Raw genomic sequence first — 16,069 nt, 5'->3', positions numbered from 1 at the left:
CGCGCCGGTACCGCTTTGCCCGAACGAGGGCTTGCCCGAATCCGTATTCGGGCAAGCCCGGGCCCAGTCGTCAGTGGGCCTCGCCCAGCAGCTTCTGGATCCGCGAGACGCCCTCGACCAGGTCCTCGTCGCCGAGCGCGTACGACAGCCGCAGGTAGCCCGGCGTGCCGAAGGCCTCGCCCGGGACCACGGCGACCTCGACCTCGTCCAGGATGAGCGCCGCGAGCTCGACGGAGTCGGCCGGGCGCTTGCCGCGGATCTCCTTGCCGAGCAGGCCCTTCACGGACGGGTAGGCGTAGAAGGCGCCCTCGGGCTCGGGGCAGACGACGCCGGGGATCTCGTTGAGCATCCGGACGATCGTCTGGCGGCGGCGGTCGAACGCGGTCCGCATCTCCGCGACGGCGTCGAGGTCGCCGGAGACGGCGGCGAGCGCCGCGACCTGCGCCACATTGCTGACGTTGGAAGTGGCGTGCGACTGCAGGTTGGTCGCGGCCTTGACGACGTCCTTCGGGCCGATGACCCATCCGACCCGCCAGCCGGTCATCGCGTAGGTCTTGGCGACACCGTTGACGACGATGCACTTGTCGGCCAGCTCGGGCACCACGACCGGCAGGGAAGAGAACTCCGCGTCGCCGTAGACCAGGTGCTCGTAGATCTCGTCCGTCAGGACCCACAGGCCCTTCTCGGCGGCCCAGCGGCCGATCGCCTCGACCTGCTCACGCGGGTAGACCGCGCCGGTCGGGTTGGAGGGCGACACGAAGAGCAGCACCTTGGTGCGCTCGGTGCGGGCGGCCTCCAGCTGCTCCACGGACACCCGGTAGCCGGTGGTCTCGTCCGCGACGACCTCGACCGGGACGCCGCCGGCCAGGCGGATCGACTCGGGGTAGGTGGTCCAGTACGGAGCCGGGACGATGACCTCGTCACCCGGGTCGAGGATGGCGGCGAAGGCCTCGTAGATGGCCTGCTTGCCGCCGTTGGTGACCAGGACCTGGGACGGGTCGACCTCGTACCCGGAGTCACGGAGCGTCTTCGCCGCGATGGCGGCCTTCAGCTCCGGCAGGCCCCCGGCCGGGGTGTAGCGGTGGTACTTGGGGTTGCGGCAGGCCTCCACCGCGGCCTCGACGATGTAGTCGGGGGTGGGGAAGTCCGGCTCGCCCGCGCCGAAGCCGATCACCGGACGCCCGGCGGCCTTGAGGGCCTTGGCCTTGGCGTCCACGGCGAGCGTCGCGGACTCGGAGATCGACCCGATGCGGGCCGACACGCGTCGTTCGGTGGGGGACTTTACGGGAGGGGTTGCAGCGGTCATGTCTGCATCGTCGCAGACGCCCCGGGCCCGGGGCATACGAGTTCCCGACTCGAACCGCCCGGCCGGACGCTATGCATTCGACGCGAGGTCGCCGAACACGTACACTCATCCGTCGATGGACCCTGCGAGCTGATCTTGCCTGCGCACATCGTGCAGCCGGTCGGATGCGGTACGTTGGGGACGCTTCAAAGGGTCGTAGCTCAATTGGTAGAGCACTGGTCTCCAAAACCAGCGGTTGGGGGTTCGAGTCCCTCCGGCCCTGCTACACGCAGGCGTAGGTAAGGAATTTTCAGCAAACGACCCGGATTCAGGTGAGGACGAGTGACGGAAGCCCTGGGCTCCACCGCAACGCCTGAGAGTGGTCGACCCGAAGACATTGAGTCCGCGGAGACCACCAGCAAGAAGGCCCGCAAGGGCGGCAAGCGCGGCAAGAAGGGCCCTGTGGCCCGGCTCGCGCTCTTCTACCGCCAGATCATCGCCGAGCTGCGCAAGGTCGTCTGGCCTTCCCGGAACGACCTGGTCACGTACACCAGCGTGGTGATCGTGTTCGTTGTGGTCATCATCGCGCTCGTGTCCGTGATTGACTGGGGATTCAGCAAGGGCGTCTCGTACGTCTTCGGGTGATTCCCCCGCGGAAGGTGCCCAAAGGCGCCCGACCGCCAGATCCACCCCTTGAAGTCAGGAAGAAGCAGCCACCGTGTCTGACCCGAATCTGAACGACGCCGTCGATTCCGCTGAGGCGGTAGAAGCCGACGTTGACGCGGCTGTCTCGGCCGAGGTCACGGGCGACGACACCGAGCTGGAAATCGTCGAGGCTGCCGACGAGATCGACGAGTTCGAGTCCGAGGACGCCGAAGCGGGCATCCCCGCCGAGGTTGCCGCCGTCCGCGTCGAGGACGAGGACGAGGCCCTCGCGGCCGAGGCCACCGAGGACTCCGAGGACGAGCCCGAGGAAGAGGAAGCCGAGCCGGTCGACCCGGTCCAGGCCTTCCGCGAGGAGCTCCGCACCCTGCCCGGCGAGTGGTACGTGATCCACACCTACGCCGGCTACGAGAACCGCGTGAAGTCCAACCTGGAGCAGCGCGCCGTCTCGCTCAACGTCGAGGACTACATCTACCAGGCCGAAGTGCCCCAGGAAGAAGTCGTCCAGATCAAGAACGGCGACCGCCGCACCGTCCGCCAGAACAAGCTGCCCGGCTACGTGCTGGTGCGCATGGACCTGACGAACGAGTCCTGGGGCGTCGTCCGCAACACCCCCGGCGTCACCGGCTTCGTCGGCAACGCGTACGACCCGTACCCGCTGACCCTGGACGAGATCGTCAAGATGCTCGCCCCGGAGGTCGAGGAGGCGGCGGCCGCCGCTGCCGAGGCCGAGGGCGGCGCACCGTCCAGGCGCAAGGTCGAGGTCCAGGTGCTGGACTTCGAGGTCGGCGACTCGGTCACCGTCACCGACGGCCCGTTCGCGACGCTGCAGGCGACGATCAACGAGATCAACGCCGACTCGAAGAAGGTCAAGGGCCTCGTCGAGATTTTCGGCCGCGAGACTCCGGTCGAGCTCAGCTTCGACCAGATCCAGAAGAACTAGTCGCGGCACCCAGTCTTCCGTCCAGGTCAGGCCGGCTCTCGCTGGGGGCACCCCCGCCTGCGGGGGACCGTCCTGACCTGCTCGGTTTCAGGCCTCGCCACAGTACCCGCTATCGTGGTGCGGTATGCCTGCTCGCAGGCAGAGAACACTCTCACTAGGACCCGGAGAGAGCAATGCCTCCCAAGAAGAAGAAGGTCACGGGGCTTATCAAGCTCCAGATCAACGCCGGCGCGGCCAACCCGGCCCCGCCGGTCGGCCCCGCGCTGGGCCAGCACGGCGTGAACATCATGGAGTTCTGCAAGGCCTACAACGCCGCGACCGAGTCGCAGCGTGGCATGGTCGTGCCGGTGGAGATCACGGTCTACGACGACCGTTCCTTCACTTTCATCACCAAGACTCCGCCGGCCGCGAAGCTGATCCTGAAGGCCGCGGGTGTGGACAAGGGCTCCGGCGAGCCGCACGTCAAGAAGGTCGCCAAGATCACGACCGCCCAGGTGCGCGAGATCGCCACGACCAAGCTCCCGGACCTGAACGCCAACGACCTGGACGCCGCCGCGAAGATCATCGCCGGCACCGCCCGTTCCATGGGCATCACGGTCGAGGGCTGACAGCCACCACCCCTGTGGAAGGGCCTGCTCGGCCCACACCACGACTCCAAAGCATTCAGGAGAAGCAATGAGCAAGCGCAGCAAGTCTCTCCGCGCTGCGGACGCCAAGATCGACCGGGAGCGTCAGTACGCCCCGCTCGAGGCCGTCCGTATCGCGAAGGACACCTCCACCACCAAGTTCGACTCGACCGTCGAGGTCGCTATGCGTCTGGGTGTCGACCCGCGCAAGGCCGACCAGATGGTCCGTGGCACCGTGAACCTTCCGCACGGCACCGGCAAGACCGCCCGGGTCCTGGTCTTCGCGACCGGTGACCGTGCCGAGGCCGCGCGTGCCGCGGGCGCCGACATCGTCGGCTCCGACGAACTGATCGACGAGGTCGCGAAGGGCCGTCTGGACTTCGACGCCGTCGTCGCCACCCCGGACCTCATGGGCAAGGTCGGCCGTCTGGGCCGCGTGCTCGGTCCCCGTGGCCTGATGCCGAACCCGAAGACCGGCACCGTGACCCCGGACACCGCCAAGGCGGTTACCGAGATCAAGGGCGGCAAGATCGAGTTCCGCGTCGACAAGCACTCGAACCTGCACTTCATCATCGGCAAGACCTCGTTCGGTGAGCAGCAGCTGGTCGAGAACTACGGCGCCGCGCTGGACGAGATCCTCCGTCTGAAGCCGTCCGCCGCCAAGGGTCGCTACATCAAGAAGGCCGCCATCAGCACCACGATGGGCCCGGGCATCCTGGTGGACCCGAACCGCACCCGCAACCTCCTCGCCGAGGAGGACGCGACCGTCTGACGGTCCTCGCGTCTGCACAAGACACAACAGGCTGGGCCCGCTCCTCCGGGAGCGGGCCCAGCCTGTTACTTTCTGCCTTTATGGACATCAGGTGGCGCATGACGACGTGCGCGGCTGTCGCGCTGGTGACGACCGTCCTCGCGGGCTGCAGCGGCGGTACGGCCTCCCCGGGCGCCTCCGCCACCTCCACCGACCCCCAGGTGCTCAGCGCGCTGCGCAAGGCCGCCACAGCCACCGAGAAGGCCGGCTCCGCCCAGGTCGACGGCACCTCGAAGACCGGCACCTCCTCCAGCGCCCGGCACGGCGTCCTGGACTGGTCCCGCACCCCCACCAGCGGCCGGCTGACCGTGACCGGCACCGGCGCGGGCGAGACCCGCAGCCTGCGCAAAGCCGCCTACGTACGGGTGTCCGACAGCGTCGCCGCCTCCATGGGCGGCAGGCACTGGTTGAAGTACAGCGCCGCCGCGGCGGGGACTCTCGCCGGGCAGCTCGGCGCGAGCGACCCCGCAGAGCCGGTGAAGGAGCTCATCGCGTCCGGGGACGTACGCAAGGTCGGTACGGAGCAGGTGCGCGGTGTGAAGACCACGCACTACCTCGGGACCACCGCCAGCCAGCGGATCGAGCTGTGGATCGACAAGCGGGGCCTGGTGATCAAGTCGCTGCAGAAGGACGACGGCTCGGCCGGCTCCACGACAACCACCGCCTACTACGCGCACTACGGCACCCACGTCGTCGTCAAGGCCCCTCCGGCGGCCGACACGGTGGACTACACGGCGCTGCTGAAGGCGCAGAGCGCGAGCCCGTCGGCGTCCGCCTCATAGGCGCCGTCGGGGGCGCTGTCGGGCGATTTGGTCCGGGCGCGGGCGTCACGTACTCTTTGGGGGAAGCCAAAGACCGCTGGTCGTTGCCGCGCCCGATTCGAGGGAGCGGCGGCCGAAGGATCCGCTACATGCGGACGACCCGCGTAGGTGACAGAGGAAGACTCCCGTGGTTCACACCCGGTCGAGTCCGCCCCGTGCGCCTGCGCCGGGGCGTTTCGTTTTGTTCAGCCCCTTCCGTGCGGTCCGCAATCACCCGGAAGGAGGCCGAGACTCATGGCGAGGCCCGACAAGGCTGCCTCGGTTGCCGAGTTGACGGACAAGTTCCGCAGCTCGAACGCCGCAGTGCTGACCGAGTACCGCGGTCTCACCGTGGCCCAGCTCAAGCAGCTGCGCCGTTCGCTCGGTGAGAACGCCCAGTACGCCGTGGTGAAGAACACGCTGACCAAGATCGCGGCCAACGAGGCCGGGATCAGCACGCTGGACGACCAGTTCGCTGGTCCGACGGCGGTCGCCTTCATCACCGGTGACCCGGTGGAGTCGGCGAAGAGTCTGCGTGACTTCGCCAAGGAGAACCCGAACCTCATCATCAAGGGCGGTGTCCTTGACGGTAAGGCGCTCTCCGCGGATGAGATCAAGAAGCTTGCGGACCTCGAGTCCCGCGAGGTGCTGCTCGCCAAGCTGGCGGGTGCCTTCAAGGCAAAGCAGTCCCAGGCTGCCGCGCTCTTCCAGGCCCCCCTGTCGAAGTTCGTCCGCACCGCGGAAGCGCTTCGTGCCAAGCAGGCCGAGCAGGGCGGTGCCGGTACCCCGGCTCCCGCCGAGGCCGAGGCGGCGGAGTAACTCTCTCCGTTCGGTATCAGCGGGCCGGAACGCCCGCCTACATGTACGCATCCGGCACCTGCCGAAATTAGTGGAAGGACGCCAATCATGGCGAAGCTGTCCCAGGACGAGCTGCTCGAGCAGTTCGCGGAGCTCACCCTCATCGAGCTGGCCGAGTTCGTTAAGGCCTTCGAGGACAAGTTCGACGTCACGGCCGCCGCCCCGGTTGCCGTTGCCGCCGGTGGTGGCGCTGCCGCCGTCGCCGAGGCCCCCGAGGAGCAGGACGAGTTCGACGTCATCCTCACCGGCGCCGGCGAGAAGAAGATCCAGGTCATCAAGGTCGTGCGTGAGCTGACCTCGCTGGGTCTGAAGGAGGCCAAGGACCTCGTGGACGGCGCTCCGAAGCCGGTCCTCGAGAAGGTCGCCAAGGAGGCCGCTGAGAAGGCCGCCGAGTCCCTCAAGGCCGCGGGCGCGTCCGTCGAGGTCAAGTGACCCCATTGATCGCGTAGCCCTCTCGCAGGGCTGATCAGCCGCAGGGCGGCCACCCTTACGGGTGGCCGCCCTCGGTCGTTTGAGTGGTGGTCCACCAGGGCTGTCGGTGGGCCCCGGTAAGGTGATCATCGCCGGTCAGGGGTGTGGCGTGTGACGATCTCCGCCCGGCGGAGGCCTTGACGAACCGCACGCGGCGCGCAATTCTCAGGACGCGTCGCCACATCGAACCAGCACCGAGGCATGGATCGACGGCGATGCGGGAATGCTCGCTAACGCCAAGCGATGCAAGCGCGAAGTACAACGAGGGGGCGACCCCTCTCGGAGGGAGAGATTGGCTCTGCCGGTCTCCGGAACTCTGCACTGGACATCAGTGTGCCAAGTGGCTACACTGACCCTTTGCGCTGCCTGTTAGCTGCCCGCTGGCCCGTCACCAGGGGCAAGCCCAAGCCTGAGCACACTCGAGGGACGTCCTGACCAGGATGTTCCTGCCTGACTCAGGGGCGGAAGCCGGTACGCGCGTAGTGAGTCCGAGCCCTCGGAAGGACCCCCTCTTGGCCGCCTCGCGCAACGCCTCGACTGCCCATACGAACAACGGCGCCAGCACTGCCCCGCTGCGCATTTCTTTCGCGAAGATCAAGGAGCCGCTCGAGGTCCCGAACCTCCTGGCGCTGCAGACCGAGAGCTTTGACTGGCTCCTCGGTAATGCCGCCTGGAAGTCTCGCGTCGAGGCGGCTCTGGACAGTGGTCACGAAGTCCCCACGAAGTCCGGCCTGGAAGAGATCTTCGAGGAGATCTCGCCGATCGAGGACTTCTCCGGGTCGATGTCGCTGACCTTCCGCGACCACCGCTTCGAGCCTCCCAAGAACTCGATCGACGAGTGCAAGGAGCGCGACTTCACGTACGCTGCCCCGCTTTTCGTCACCGCCGAGTTCACCAACAACGAGACCGGCGAGATCAAGTCCCAGACGGTCTTCATGGGCGACTTCCCGCTCATGACCAACAAGGGCACCTTCTGCATCAACGGCACCGAGCGTGTCGTCGTCTCGCAGCTGGTCCGCTCGCCGGGTGTCTACTTCGACAGCCAGATCGACAAGACGTCCGACAAGGACATCTACTCCGCCAAGGTCATCCCCTCCCGGGGCGCTTGGCTGGAGTTCGAGATCGACAAGCGCGACATGGTCGGTGTCCGCATCGACCGCAAGCGCAAGCAGTCGGTCACCGTCCTCCTGAAGGCTCTCGGCTGGACCACCGAGCAGATCCTCGAGGAGTTCGGCGAATACGAGTCCATGCGCGCCACCCTGGAGAAGGACCACACGCAGGGCCAGGACGACGCACTGCTCGACATCTACCGCAAGCTGCGTCCGGGCGAGCCCCCGACCCGTGAGGCCGCGCAGACGCTGCTCGAGAACCTCTACTTCAACCCCAAGCGCTACGACCTCGCGCAGGTCGGCCGCTACAAGGTCAACAAGAAGCTCGGCGGCACCCAGCCGCTGAACTCCGGTGTGCTGACCGTCGAGGACATCATCCCGACGATCAAGTACCTGGTGAAGCTTCACGCGGGCGAGACCGAGACGGTCGGCGAGAACGGCCAGACCCTCGTGGTCGAGCCCGACGACATCGACCACTTCGGCAACCGCCGTCTGCGCAATGTCGGCGAGCTCATCCAGAACCAGGTGCGTACCGGCCTGGCCCGGATGGAGCGCGTGGTCCGTGAGCGGATGACGACCCAGGACGTCGAGGCGATCACGCCGCAGACCCTGATCAACATCCGGCCGGTCGTCGCCTCCATCAAGGAGTTCTTCGGCACCAGCCAGCTGTCCCAGTTCATGGACCAGACGAACCCGCTGTCGGGCCTGACCCACAAGCGCCGCCTGTCGGCGCTGGGCCCCGGTGGTCTGTCCCGTGAGCGGGCCGGCCTGGATGTCCGTGACGTGCACCCCTCGCACTACGGCCGCATGTGTCCGATCGAGACCCCCGAAGGCCCGAACATCGGTCTGATCGGCTCGCTCGCCTCGTACGGCCGGGTGAACGTCTTCGGCTTCATCGAGACTCCGTACCGCAAGGTCGTCGAAGGCCGGGTGACCGAAGAGGTCGACTACCTGACCGCCGACGAGGAGGACCGCTACCTCATCGCCCAGGCGAACGCTCCGCTGAGCGACGAGAACACCTTCGTCGAGGCCCGTGTGCTGGTCCGTCGCCGTGGCGGCGAGGTCGACCTCGTGCCCGGCGACGAAGTGGACTACATGGATGTCTCGCCGCGCCAGATGGTGTCGGCCGCGACCGCCATGATCCCCTTCCTGGAGCATGACGACGCCAACCGTGCGCTCATGGGATCGAACATGATGCGCCAGGCGGTGCCGCTCATCAAGAGCCAGGCCCCGCTGGTCGGCACCGGCATGGAGTACCGCTGCGCGGTCGACGCCGGTGACGTCATCAAGGCCGACAAGGACGGTGTGGTCCAGGAGGTCTCCGCGGACTACATCACCGTCGCCAACGACGACGGCACGTACAACACGTACCGCGTCGCCAAGTTCGCGCGCTCGAACCAGGGCACCGCCTTCAACCAGAAGGTCGTCGTCGACGAGGGTGCTCGCGTCGTCGCCGGCCAGGTGCTCGCCGACGGTCCGTCCACCGAGAACGGTGAGATGGCGCTCGGCAAGAACCTGCTCGTGGCGTTCATGCCGTGGGAGGGCCACAACTACGAGGACGCGATCATCCTCAGCCAGCGTCTGGTGCAGGACGACGTCCTCTCCTCGATTCACATCGAGGAGCACGAGGTCGACGCCCGTGACACCAAGCTCGGCCCCGAGGAGATCACCCGGGACATCCCGAACGTCTCCGAGGAGGTCCTCGCCGACCTCGACGAGCGCGGCATCATCCGTATCGGTGCCGAGGTCGTCGCCGGCGACATCCTGGTCGGCAAGGTCACGCCCAAGGGCGAGACCGAGCTGACCCCGGAGGAGCGCCTGCTCCGCGCGATCTTCGGCGAGAAGGCCCGTGAGGTCCGTGACACCTCGCTGAAGGTGCCGCACGGCGAGATCGGCAAGGTCATCGGCGTCCGCGTCTTCGACCGTGAGGAGGGCGACGAGCTTCCCCCCGGTGTGAACCAGCTGGTGCGCGTGTACGTGGCGCAGAAGCGCAAGATCACCGACGGTGACAAGCTCGCCGGCCGTCACGGCAACAAGGGCGTCATCTCCAAGATCCTGCCGATCGAGGACATGCCGTTCCTGGAGGACGGCACCCCGGTCGACATCGTCCTCAACCCGCTCGGCGTCCCGTCCCGAATGAACCCGGGACAGGTCCTGGAGATCCACCTCGGCTGGCTCGCCCAGCAGGGCTGGGACGTCTCCGGGCTCAGCCAGGAGTGGGCGCAGCGCCTGCAGGCCATCGGCGCCGACCAGGTCGACCCCGGCACCAACGTCGCCACCCCGGTGTTCGACGGTGCCCGCGAGGACGAGATCACCGGTCTCTTCGAGGCCACGATCCCGAACCGTGACGGCGAGCGCATGGTCCTGCCCTCGGGTAAGGCCCGGATGTTCGACGGCCGCTCCGGCGAGCCGTTCCCGGACCCGATCTCGGTCGGCTACATGTACATCCTCAAGCTGCACCACCTGGTGGACGACAAGCTGCACGCTCGTTCCACCGGTCCGTACAGCATGATCACCCAGCAGCCGCTGGGTGGTAAGGCTCAGTTCGGTGGTCAGCGCTTCGGTGAGATGGAGGTGTGGGCGCTGGAGGCTTACGGCGCCGCTTACGCCCTCCAGGAGCTCCTGACGATCAAGTCCGATGACGTGCTCGGCCGCGTGAAGGTCTACGAGGCCATCGTCAAGGGCGAGAACATCCCCGAGCCGGGCATCCCCGAGTCCTTCAAGGTGCTCATCAAGGAAATGCAGTCGCTCTGCCTCAACGTGGAGGTGCTGTCCTCGGACGGCATGTCCATCGAGATGCGCGACACCGACGAGGACGTCTTCCGTGCCGCGGAGGAGCTCGGTATCGACCTGTCCCGGCGCGAGCCGAGCAGCGTCGAAGAGGTCTGACGGGCCGGTGGGGGCTCTTCTCGGAGAGCCCCCACCTTCCCCGGACCGTTCAGACCATGTTTGACACTCGACCCTGAAAGAGGGATTGACGACAAGTGCTCGACGTCAACTTCTTCGACGAGCTGCGGATCGGCCTTGCCACCGCGGACGACATTCGTACTTGGTCGCACGGCGAAGTGAAGAAGCCGGAGACCATCAACTACCGAACCCTCAAGCCCGAAAAGGACGGACTCTTCTGCGAGAAGATCTTCGGTCCGACCCGGGACTGGGAGTGCTACTGCGGCAAGTACAAGCGTGTGCGCTTCAAGGGCATCATCTGTGAGCGCTGCGGCGTCGAGGTCACTCGCGCCAAGGTGCGTCGTGAGCGGATGGGCCACATCGAGCTCGCCGCGCCTGTCACCCACATCTGGTACTTCAAGGGCGTTCCGTCGCGGCTGGGCTACCTGCTCGACCTCGCCCCGAAGGACCTCGAGAAGGTTATCTACTTCGCCGCCTACATGATCACGTGGGTGGACGACGAGCGCCGTACGCGCGACCTGCCCTCCCTGGAGGCCCAGGTCTCCGTCGAGCGCCAGCACATCGAGAACCGCCGTGACGCGGACGTCGAGGGCCGGCAGAAGAAGCTCGAGACGGACCTGGCCGAGCTGGAGGCCGAGGGCGCCAAGGCCGACGTGCGCCGCAAGGTGCGCGAGGGCGCGGAGCGCGAGATGAAGCAGCTGCGCGACCGTGCGCAGCGCGAGCTCGACCGTCTCGACGAGGTGTGGGCCCGCTTCAAGAACCTCAAGGTCCAGGACCTCGAGGGCGACGAGCTGCTCTACCGCGAGCTGCGCGAGCGCTTCGGCACGTACTTCCAGGGCTCGATGGGTGCCGCGGCGCTGCAGAAGCGCCTGGAGTCCTTCGACCTGGAGGAAGAGGCCGAGAAGCTCCGCGAGATCATCCGGACCGGCAAGGGCCAGAAGAAGACCCGTGCGCTCAAGCGCCTCAAGGTCGTCTCCGCCTTCCTGCAGACCACCAACAAGCCCAACGGCATGGTGCTGGACTGCGTCCCGGTGATCCCGCCGGACCTGCGTCCGATGGTGCAGCTGGACGGTGGCCGCTTCGCGACCTCCGACCTGAACGACCTGTACCGCCGCGTCATCAACCGCAACAACCGCCTCAAGCGTCTCCTTGACCTCGGTGCCCCCGAGATCATCGTGAACAACGAGAAGCGGATGCTGCAGGAGGCCGTCGACGCGCTGTTCGACAACGGTCGTCGTGGCCGTCCGGTCACCGGTCCCGGTAACCGCCCGCTGAAGTCCCTGAGCGACATGCTCAAGGGCAAGCAGGGTCGTTTCCGTCAGAACCTGCTCGGCAAGCGAGTCGACTACTCGGCACGTTCCGTCATCGTCGTCGGCCCGCAGCTCAAGCTGCACCAGTGCGGTCTGCCGAAGGCCATGGCGCTGGAGCTCTTCAAGCCGTTCGTGATGAAGCGCCTGGTCGACCTCAACCACGCGCAGAACATCAAGAGCGCCAAGCGCATGGTCGAGCGCGGCCGCACGGTCGTGTACGACGTGCTGGAAGAGGTCATCGCCGAGCACCCGGTGCTGCTGAACCGTGCGCCGACCCTGCACCGCCTCGGTATCCAGGCCTTCGAGCCGCAGCTGGTCGAGGGCAAGGCCATCCAGATCCACCCGCTCGTCTGCACCGCGTTCAACGCGGACTTCGACGGTGACCAGATGGCCGTCCACCTGCCGCTGTCCGCAGAGGCGCAGGCCGAGGCCCGCATCCTGATGCTGTCCTCGAACAACATCCTGAAGCCGGCCGACGGTCGTCCCGTCACCATGCCGACCCAGGACATGGTGCTCGGTCTGTTCTTCCTGACCACCGACCCCGAGGAGCGCGAGCTCAAGGGCGAGGGCCGGGCGTTCGGCTCGACCGCCGAGGCGATCATGGCCTTCGACAACCGCGAGCTCTCGCTCCAGTCGACGGTCGACATCCGCTTCCCGGTTGGCACCGTCCCGCCGCGCGGCTGGACCCCGCCGGCCCAGGAAGAGGGCGACGAGCCGTACCAGCTCGGCGACACCTTCCGGCTGGCCACGACCCTGGGGCGGGCGCTCTTCAACGAGCTGCTGCCCGAGGACTACCCGTTCGTGGACTACCCGGTGGGCAAGAAGCAGCTCTCCGAGATCGTCAACGACCTCGCCGAGCGCTACCCGAAGGTCGTCGTGGCGGCAACGCTGGACAACCTGAAGGCGGCCGGCTTCCACTGGGCCACCCGTTCCGGTGTCACCGTCGCTGTCTCCGACATCGTCGTGCCGGAGGCCAAGAAGGCCATCGTCAAGGGCTACGAGGCCCAGGACGAGAAGGTCCAGAAGCAGTACGAGCGCGGTCTGATCACCAAGGACGAGCGCACGCAGGAGCTCATCGCGATCTGGACCAAGGCGACCAACGAGGTTGCCGAGGCGATGAACGCGAACTTCCCGAAGACCAACCCGATCTTCATGATGGTCGACTCGGGTGCCCGCGGAAACATGATGCAGATGCGTCAGATCGCGGGTATGCGTGGCCTGGTGTCCAACGCCAAGAACGAGACGATTCCCCGTCCCATCAAGGCGTCGTTCCGCGAGGGTCTGTCCGTGCTGGAGTACTTCATCTCCACCCACGGTGCCCGTAAGGGTCTCGCCGACACCGCCCTGCGTACCGCCGACTCGGGTTACCTCACCCGTCGTCTGGTGGACGTTTCGCAGGACGTGATCATCCGCGAGGAGGACTGCGGCACCGAGCGCGGCCTCAAGCTGACGATCGCCTCGCGCGGCGACGACGGTGTCCTTCGCAAGAACGACAACGTCGAGTCCACGGTGTACGCCCGCTGCCTCGCAGAGGACGTCGTGGTGGACGGCAAGGTGCTGGCCACGGCCGGCGCCGACCTGGGCGACGTACTCATCGGCCAGCTCGTCGCGAACGACGTCGAGCAGGTCAAGATGCGTTCGGTCCTGACCTGTGAGTCCGCCGTCGGCACCTGCGCCATGTGCTACGGCCGCTCCCTGGCCACCGGCAAGCTGGTGGACATCGGCGAGGCCGTCGGCATCATCGCGGCCCAGTCGATCGGTGAGCCCGGTACCCAGCTGACGATGCGTACCTTCCACACCGGTGGTGTGGCCGGTGACGACATCACCCTGGGTCTGCCGCGTGTCGTCGAGCTCTTCGAGGCCCGTACGCCCAAGGGCGTGGCCCCGATCTCGGAGGCCGTCGGCCGGGTCCGTATCGAGGAGACCGAGAAGACCAAGAAGATCATCGTCACCCCGGACGACGGCTCCGACGAGATCGCCTACCCGATCTCCAAGCGTGCCCGTGTCCTGGTGAGTGAGGGTGACCACGTCGAGGTCGGCCAGAAGCTGATCGTCGGCGCGACCAACCCGCACGACGTGCTGCGCATCCTCGGCCAGCGTGCGGTGCAGGTGCACCTGGTCAACGAGGTCCAGAAGGTCTACAACTCCCAGGGTGTGTCGATCCACGACAAGCACATCGAGATCATCATCCGGCAGATGCTCCGCCGCGTGACGATCATCGAGTCCGGCGATGCCGAGCTGCTGCCCGGCGAGCTGGTCGAGCGTGGTCGCTTCGAGACCGAGAACCGTCGTGTGGTCTCCGAGGGCGGTCACCCCGCCTCCGGCCGTCCGCAGCTGATGGGTATCACCAAGGCCTCGCTGGCCACCGAGTCCTGGCTGTCGGCCGCCTCCTTCCAGGAGACGACCCGAGTGCTCACCGACGCGGCGATCCACGCCAAGTCGGACTCGCTGCTGGGCCTCAAGGAGAACGTCATCATCGGTAAGCTCATCCCGGCCGGTACGGGTCTGTCCCGATACCGCAACATCCGGGTCGAGCCGACCGAGGAGGCCAAGGCCGCGATGTACTCGGCCGTCGGCTACGACGACATCGACTACAGCCCGTTCGGCACCGGCTCCGGCCAGGCCGTCCCGCTGGAGGACTACGACTACGGCCCGTACAACGGCTGAGTCGTACCGCAGTAAGCCGCAGGGCGGCCACCCCACGCCGGGGTGGCCGCCCTGCGGCATGATGGAGGGATGCTGGCCGGTGATGCTGACCGCGAGCGTGCGGTGGAGACCCTGAAGGACGCCTTCACCGAGGGGCGTCTGACGCAGGGGGAGTACGAGGACCGGATAGGCCTGGCCTTCCAGGCCCGTACGAGCGGCGAACTCAGCGCGCTCACCCACGACCTGCCGCGGCCCCCACTGCCGTTGCCGGCCCGCCCTCCGCGCACCAACAGCAAGGCGGTGGGGGCCCTGGTCTGCGGGGTGAGCGGGGTCTTCGTGGGGGTGACGGCGATTCCGGCCATCGTGCTGGGGCACATGGCCCGGCGTGAGATCCGTCGCACCGGTGAGCAGGGCGACGGGCTGGCGGTGGGCGGCCTGGTGCTCGGTTATGTGGTCACCATCGTGATGGTGGTGGCCGTGGCGCTGATGGTCGCGCTGATCACCGCGGTAGTGCACGAGGCGGGCTGACGGCGGCGCAGCCGCTTTCATTTTGACCGGAGCCGATGCTATAGGTACGCTCTGACCTTGTGCCTGGGGTGTGCCCGGGTTCTCGCGCGTGCACTTGACCGCGTGGGACACCGTGGCCGAGACACCGACAAATACGCACTTCCTGTTCCCCGGGAAACGTATGAGGTCCGCGACACACCCGACCGCGTGGGTCGGAGCGGATCGCTGAAACCCCAGGTTAGATGTATCGAGATCGGCACACAGAAACCGGAGAAACGGTGCCTACGATCCAGCAGCTGGTCCGGAAGGGCCGGCAGGACAAGGTCGAGAAGAACAAGACGCCCGCGCTGAAGGGTTCCCCCCAGCGTCGCGGCGTCTGCACGCGCGTCTACACGACCACCCCGAAGAAGCCGAACTCGGCGCTGCGCAAGGTGGCTCGTGTCCGCCTGACCAGTGGCATCGAGGTCACCGCTTACATTCCGGGTGAGGGCCACAACCTGCAGGAGCACTCCATCGTGCTCGTGCGCGGCGGCCGTGTGAAGGACCTGCCGGGTGTTCGCTACAAGATCATCCGCGGCTCCCTCGACACCCAGGGTGTCAAGAACCGCAAGCAGGCCCGCAGCCGCTACGGCGCCAAGAAGGAGAAGTAAGAATGCCTCGTAAGGGCCCCGCCCCGAAGCGCCCGGTCATCATCGACCCGGTTTACGGTTCTCCTCTGGTGACCTCGCTCGTCAACAAGATCCTCCTCCACGGCAAGCGCTCCACCGCTGAGCGCATCGTGTACGGCGCCCTCGAAGGTGTGCGCGAGAAGACCGGTTCCGACCCGGTCGTCACGCTCAAGCGCGCCCTGGAGAACGTCAAGCCGGCCATCGAGGTCAAGTCCCGCCGCGTCGGTGGCGCGACCTACCAGGTGCCTGTCGAGGTCCGCCCGGGTCGTCAGTCCACCCTCGCCCTCCGGTGGCTCGTGGGCTACTCCCGGGCCCGCCGCGAGAAGACCATGACCGAGCGCCTGATGAACGAGCTGCTGGACGCCAGCAACGGTCTCGGCGCCTCCGTCAAGCGTCGTGAGGACACCCACAAGATGGCCGAGTCCAACAAGGCCTTCGCGCACTACCGCTGGTAGTCACAACCCC

General features: G+C 67.0%; 13 protein-coding genes and 1 tRNA gene. 13 read left to right on the top strand and 1 reads right to left on the bottom strand.

What is annotated here, in order from left to right; genetic code table 11:
• Positions 1–70: 70 nt before the first annotated feature.
• A complete protein-coding gene (locus EFK10_RS16225) occupies positions 71–1,306 on the bottom strand; it encodes a pyridoxal phosphate-dependent aminotransferase (protein WP_127356405.1) in 1,236 nt (411 codons plus the stop codon).
• Between the two features lie 189 nt (positions 1,307–1,495).
• Here EFK10_RS16225 and EFK10_RS16220 point away from each other — a divergent pair.
• From EFK10_RS16220 to rpsG, 13 genes are all read left to right on the top strand, one after another.
• Positions 1,496–1,568 (top strand) — tRNA-Trp (locus EFK10_RS16220).
• Positions 1,569–1,627: 59 nt separating this feature from the next.
• The gene (secE, locus tag EFK10_RS16215; RefSeq protein WP_127356404.1) at positions 1,628–1,930 is read left to right on the top strand and encodes a preprotein translocase subunit SecE; all 303 of its coding nucleotides are present in this window, start codon (positions 1,628–1,630) and stop codon (positions 1,928–1,930) included.
• Positions 1,931–2,003: 73 nt separating this feature from the next.
• Positions 2,004–2,891, top strand: coding sequence for a transcription termination/antitermination protein NusG (gene nusG, locus EFK10_RS16210; protein WP_127356403.1), 888 nt, complete (start codon positions 2,004–2,006; stop codon positions 2,889–2,891).
• A gap of 173 nt (positions 2,892–3,064) precedes the next feature.
• Positions 3,065–3,499 (top strand): 50S ribosomal protein L11, encoded by a 435-nt coding sequence (gene rplK / locus EFK10_RS16205; RefSeq protein ID WP_127356402.1) that lies wholly within the window; start codon positions 3,065–3,067, stop codon positions 3,497–3,499.
• A gap of 67 nt (positions 3,500–3,566) precedes the next feature.
• Positions 3,567–4,289 carry a 50S ribosomal protein L1 gene (gene rplA / locus EFK10_RS16200; RefSeq protein WP_127356401.1) on the top strand — a complete coding sequence of 241 codons (723 nt, stop codon included), beginning with the start codon at positions 3,567–3,569 and terminating at the stop codon, positions 4,287–4,289.
• Between the two features lie 98 nt (positions 4,290–4,387).
• Entirely contained in the window at positions 4,388–5,110 is a 723-nt protein-coding gene (locus EFK10_RS16195; RefSeq protein WP_127356400.1) for a hypothetical protein, read from the top strand.
• Between the two features lie 273 nt (positions 5,111–5,383).
• Entirely contained in the window at positions 5,384–5,947 is a 564-nt protein-coding gene (rplJ, locus tag EFK10_RS16190; RefSeq protein ID WP_127356399.1) for a 50S ribosomal protein L10, read from the top strand.
• Positions 5,948–6,034: 87 nt separating this feature from the next.
• Positions 6,035–6,418, top strand: a complete 384-nt coding sequence (rplL, locus tag EFK10_RS16185; RefSeq protein WP_127356398.1) for a 50S ribosomal protein L7/L12 — start codon at positions 6,035–6,037, stop codon at positions 6,416–6,418.
• A 551-nt stretch (positions 6,419–6,969) separates the two neighbouring features.
• On the top strand, positions 6,970–10,455 hold the full coding sequence (gene rpoB, locus EFK10_RS16175) for a DNA-directed RNA polymerase subunit beta (RefSeq protein WP_127356397.1): 3,486 nt from the start codon (positions 6,970–6,972) through the stop codon (positions 10,453–10,455).
• A gap of 95 nt (positions 10,456–10,550) precedes the next feature.
• On the top strand, positions 10,551–14,450 hold the full coding sequence (locus EFK10_RS16170) for a DNA-directed RNA polymerase subunit beta' (protein WP_127356396.1): 3,900 nt from the start codon (positions 10,551–10,553) through the stop codon (positions 14,448–14,450).
• 69 nt (positions 14,451–14,519) lie between these two features.
• The gene (locus tag EFK10_RS16165) at positions 14,520–14,957 is read left to right on the top strand and encodes a DUF1707 and DUF4190 domain-containing protein (RefSeq protein ID WP_127356395.1); all 438 of its coding nucleotides are present in this window, start codon (positions 14,520–14,522) and stop codon (positions 14,955–14,957) included.
• Between the two features lie 257 nt (positions 14,958–15,214).
• Positions 15,215–15,586 carry a 30S ribosomal protein S12 gene (gene rpsL, locus EFK10_RS16160; protein ID WP_014144289.1) on the top strand — a complete coding sequence of 124 codons (372 nt, stop codon included), beginning with the start codon at positions 15,215–15,217 and terminating at the stop codon, positions 15,584–15,586.
• A gap of 2 nt (positions 15,587–15,588) precedes the next feature.
• The gene (gene rpsG, locus EFK10_RS16155) at positions 15,589–16,059 is read left to right on the top strand and encodes a 30S ribosomal protein S7 (protein ID WP_127356394.1); all 471 of its coding nucleotides are present in this window, start codon (positions 15,589–15,591) and stop codon (positions 16,057–16,059) included.
• Positions 16,060–16,069: the final 10 nt, after the last annotated feature.

This window comes from Streptomyces soli, from assembly GCF_003999195.1.
Classification (GTDB): domain Bacteria; phylum Actinomycetota; class Actinomycetes; order Streptomycetales; family Streptomycetaceae; genus Actinacidiphila; species Actinacidiphila soli.
Note: the sequence above shows the minus strand (reverse complement) of the source record. Positions and strands in the feature narration are given on the sequence as shown.

What these genes read in the sequence shown, in the direction of transcription:
- EFK10_RS16225 (WP_127356405.1), bottom strand. Translation starts at nt 1,306, where the DNA reads ATGACCGCTGCAACCCCTCCCGTAAAGTCCCCCACCGAACGACGCGTG.
- rplK (WP_127356402.1), top strand. Translation starts at nt 3,065, where the DNA reads ATGCCTCCCAAGAAGAAGAAGGTCACGGGGCTTATCAAGCTCCAGATC.
- rplA (WP_127356401.1), top strand. Translation starts at nt 3,567, where the DNA reads ATGAGCAAGCGCAGCAAGTCTCTCCGCGCTGCGGACGCCAAGATCGAC.
- EFK10_RS16195 (WP_127356400.1), top strand. Translation starts at nt 4,388, where the DNA reads ATGACGACGTGCGCGGCTGTCGCGCTGGTGACGACCGTCCTCGCGGGC.
- rplJ (WP_127356399.1), top strand. Translation starts at nt 5,384, where the DNA reads ATGGCGAGGCCCGACAAGGCTGCCTCGGTTGCCGAGTTGACGGACAAG.
- rplL (WP_127356398.1), top strand. Translation starts at nt 6,035, where the DNA reads ATGGCGAAGCTGTCCCAGGACGAGCTGCTCGAGCAGTTCGCGGAGCTC.
- EFK10_RS16165 (WP_127356395.1), top strand. Translation starts at nt 14,520, where the DNA reads ATGCTGGCCGGTGATGCTGACCGCGAGCGTGCGGTGGAGACCCTGAAG.
- rpsG (WP_127356394.1), top strand. Translation starts at nt 15,589, where the DNA reads ATGCCTCGTAAGGGCCCCGCCCCGAAGCGCCCGGTCATCATCGACCCG.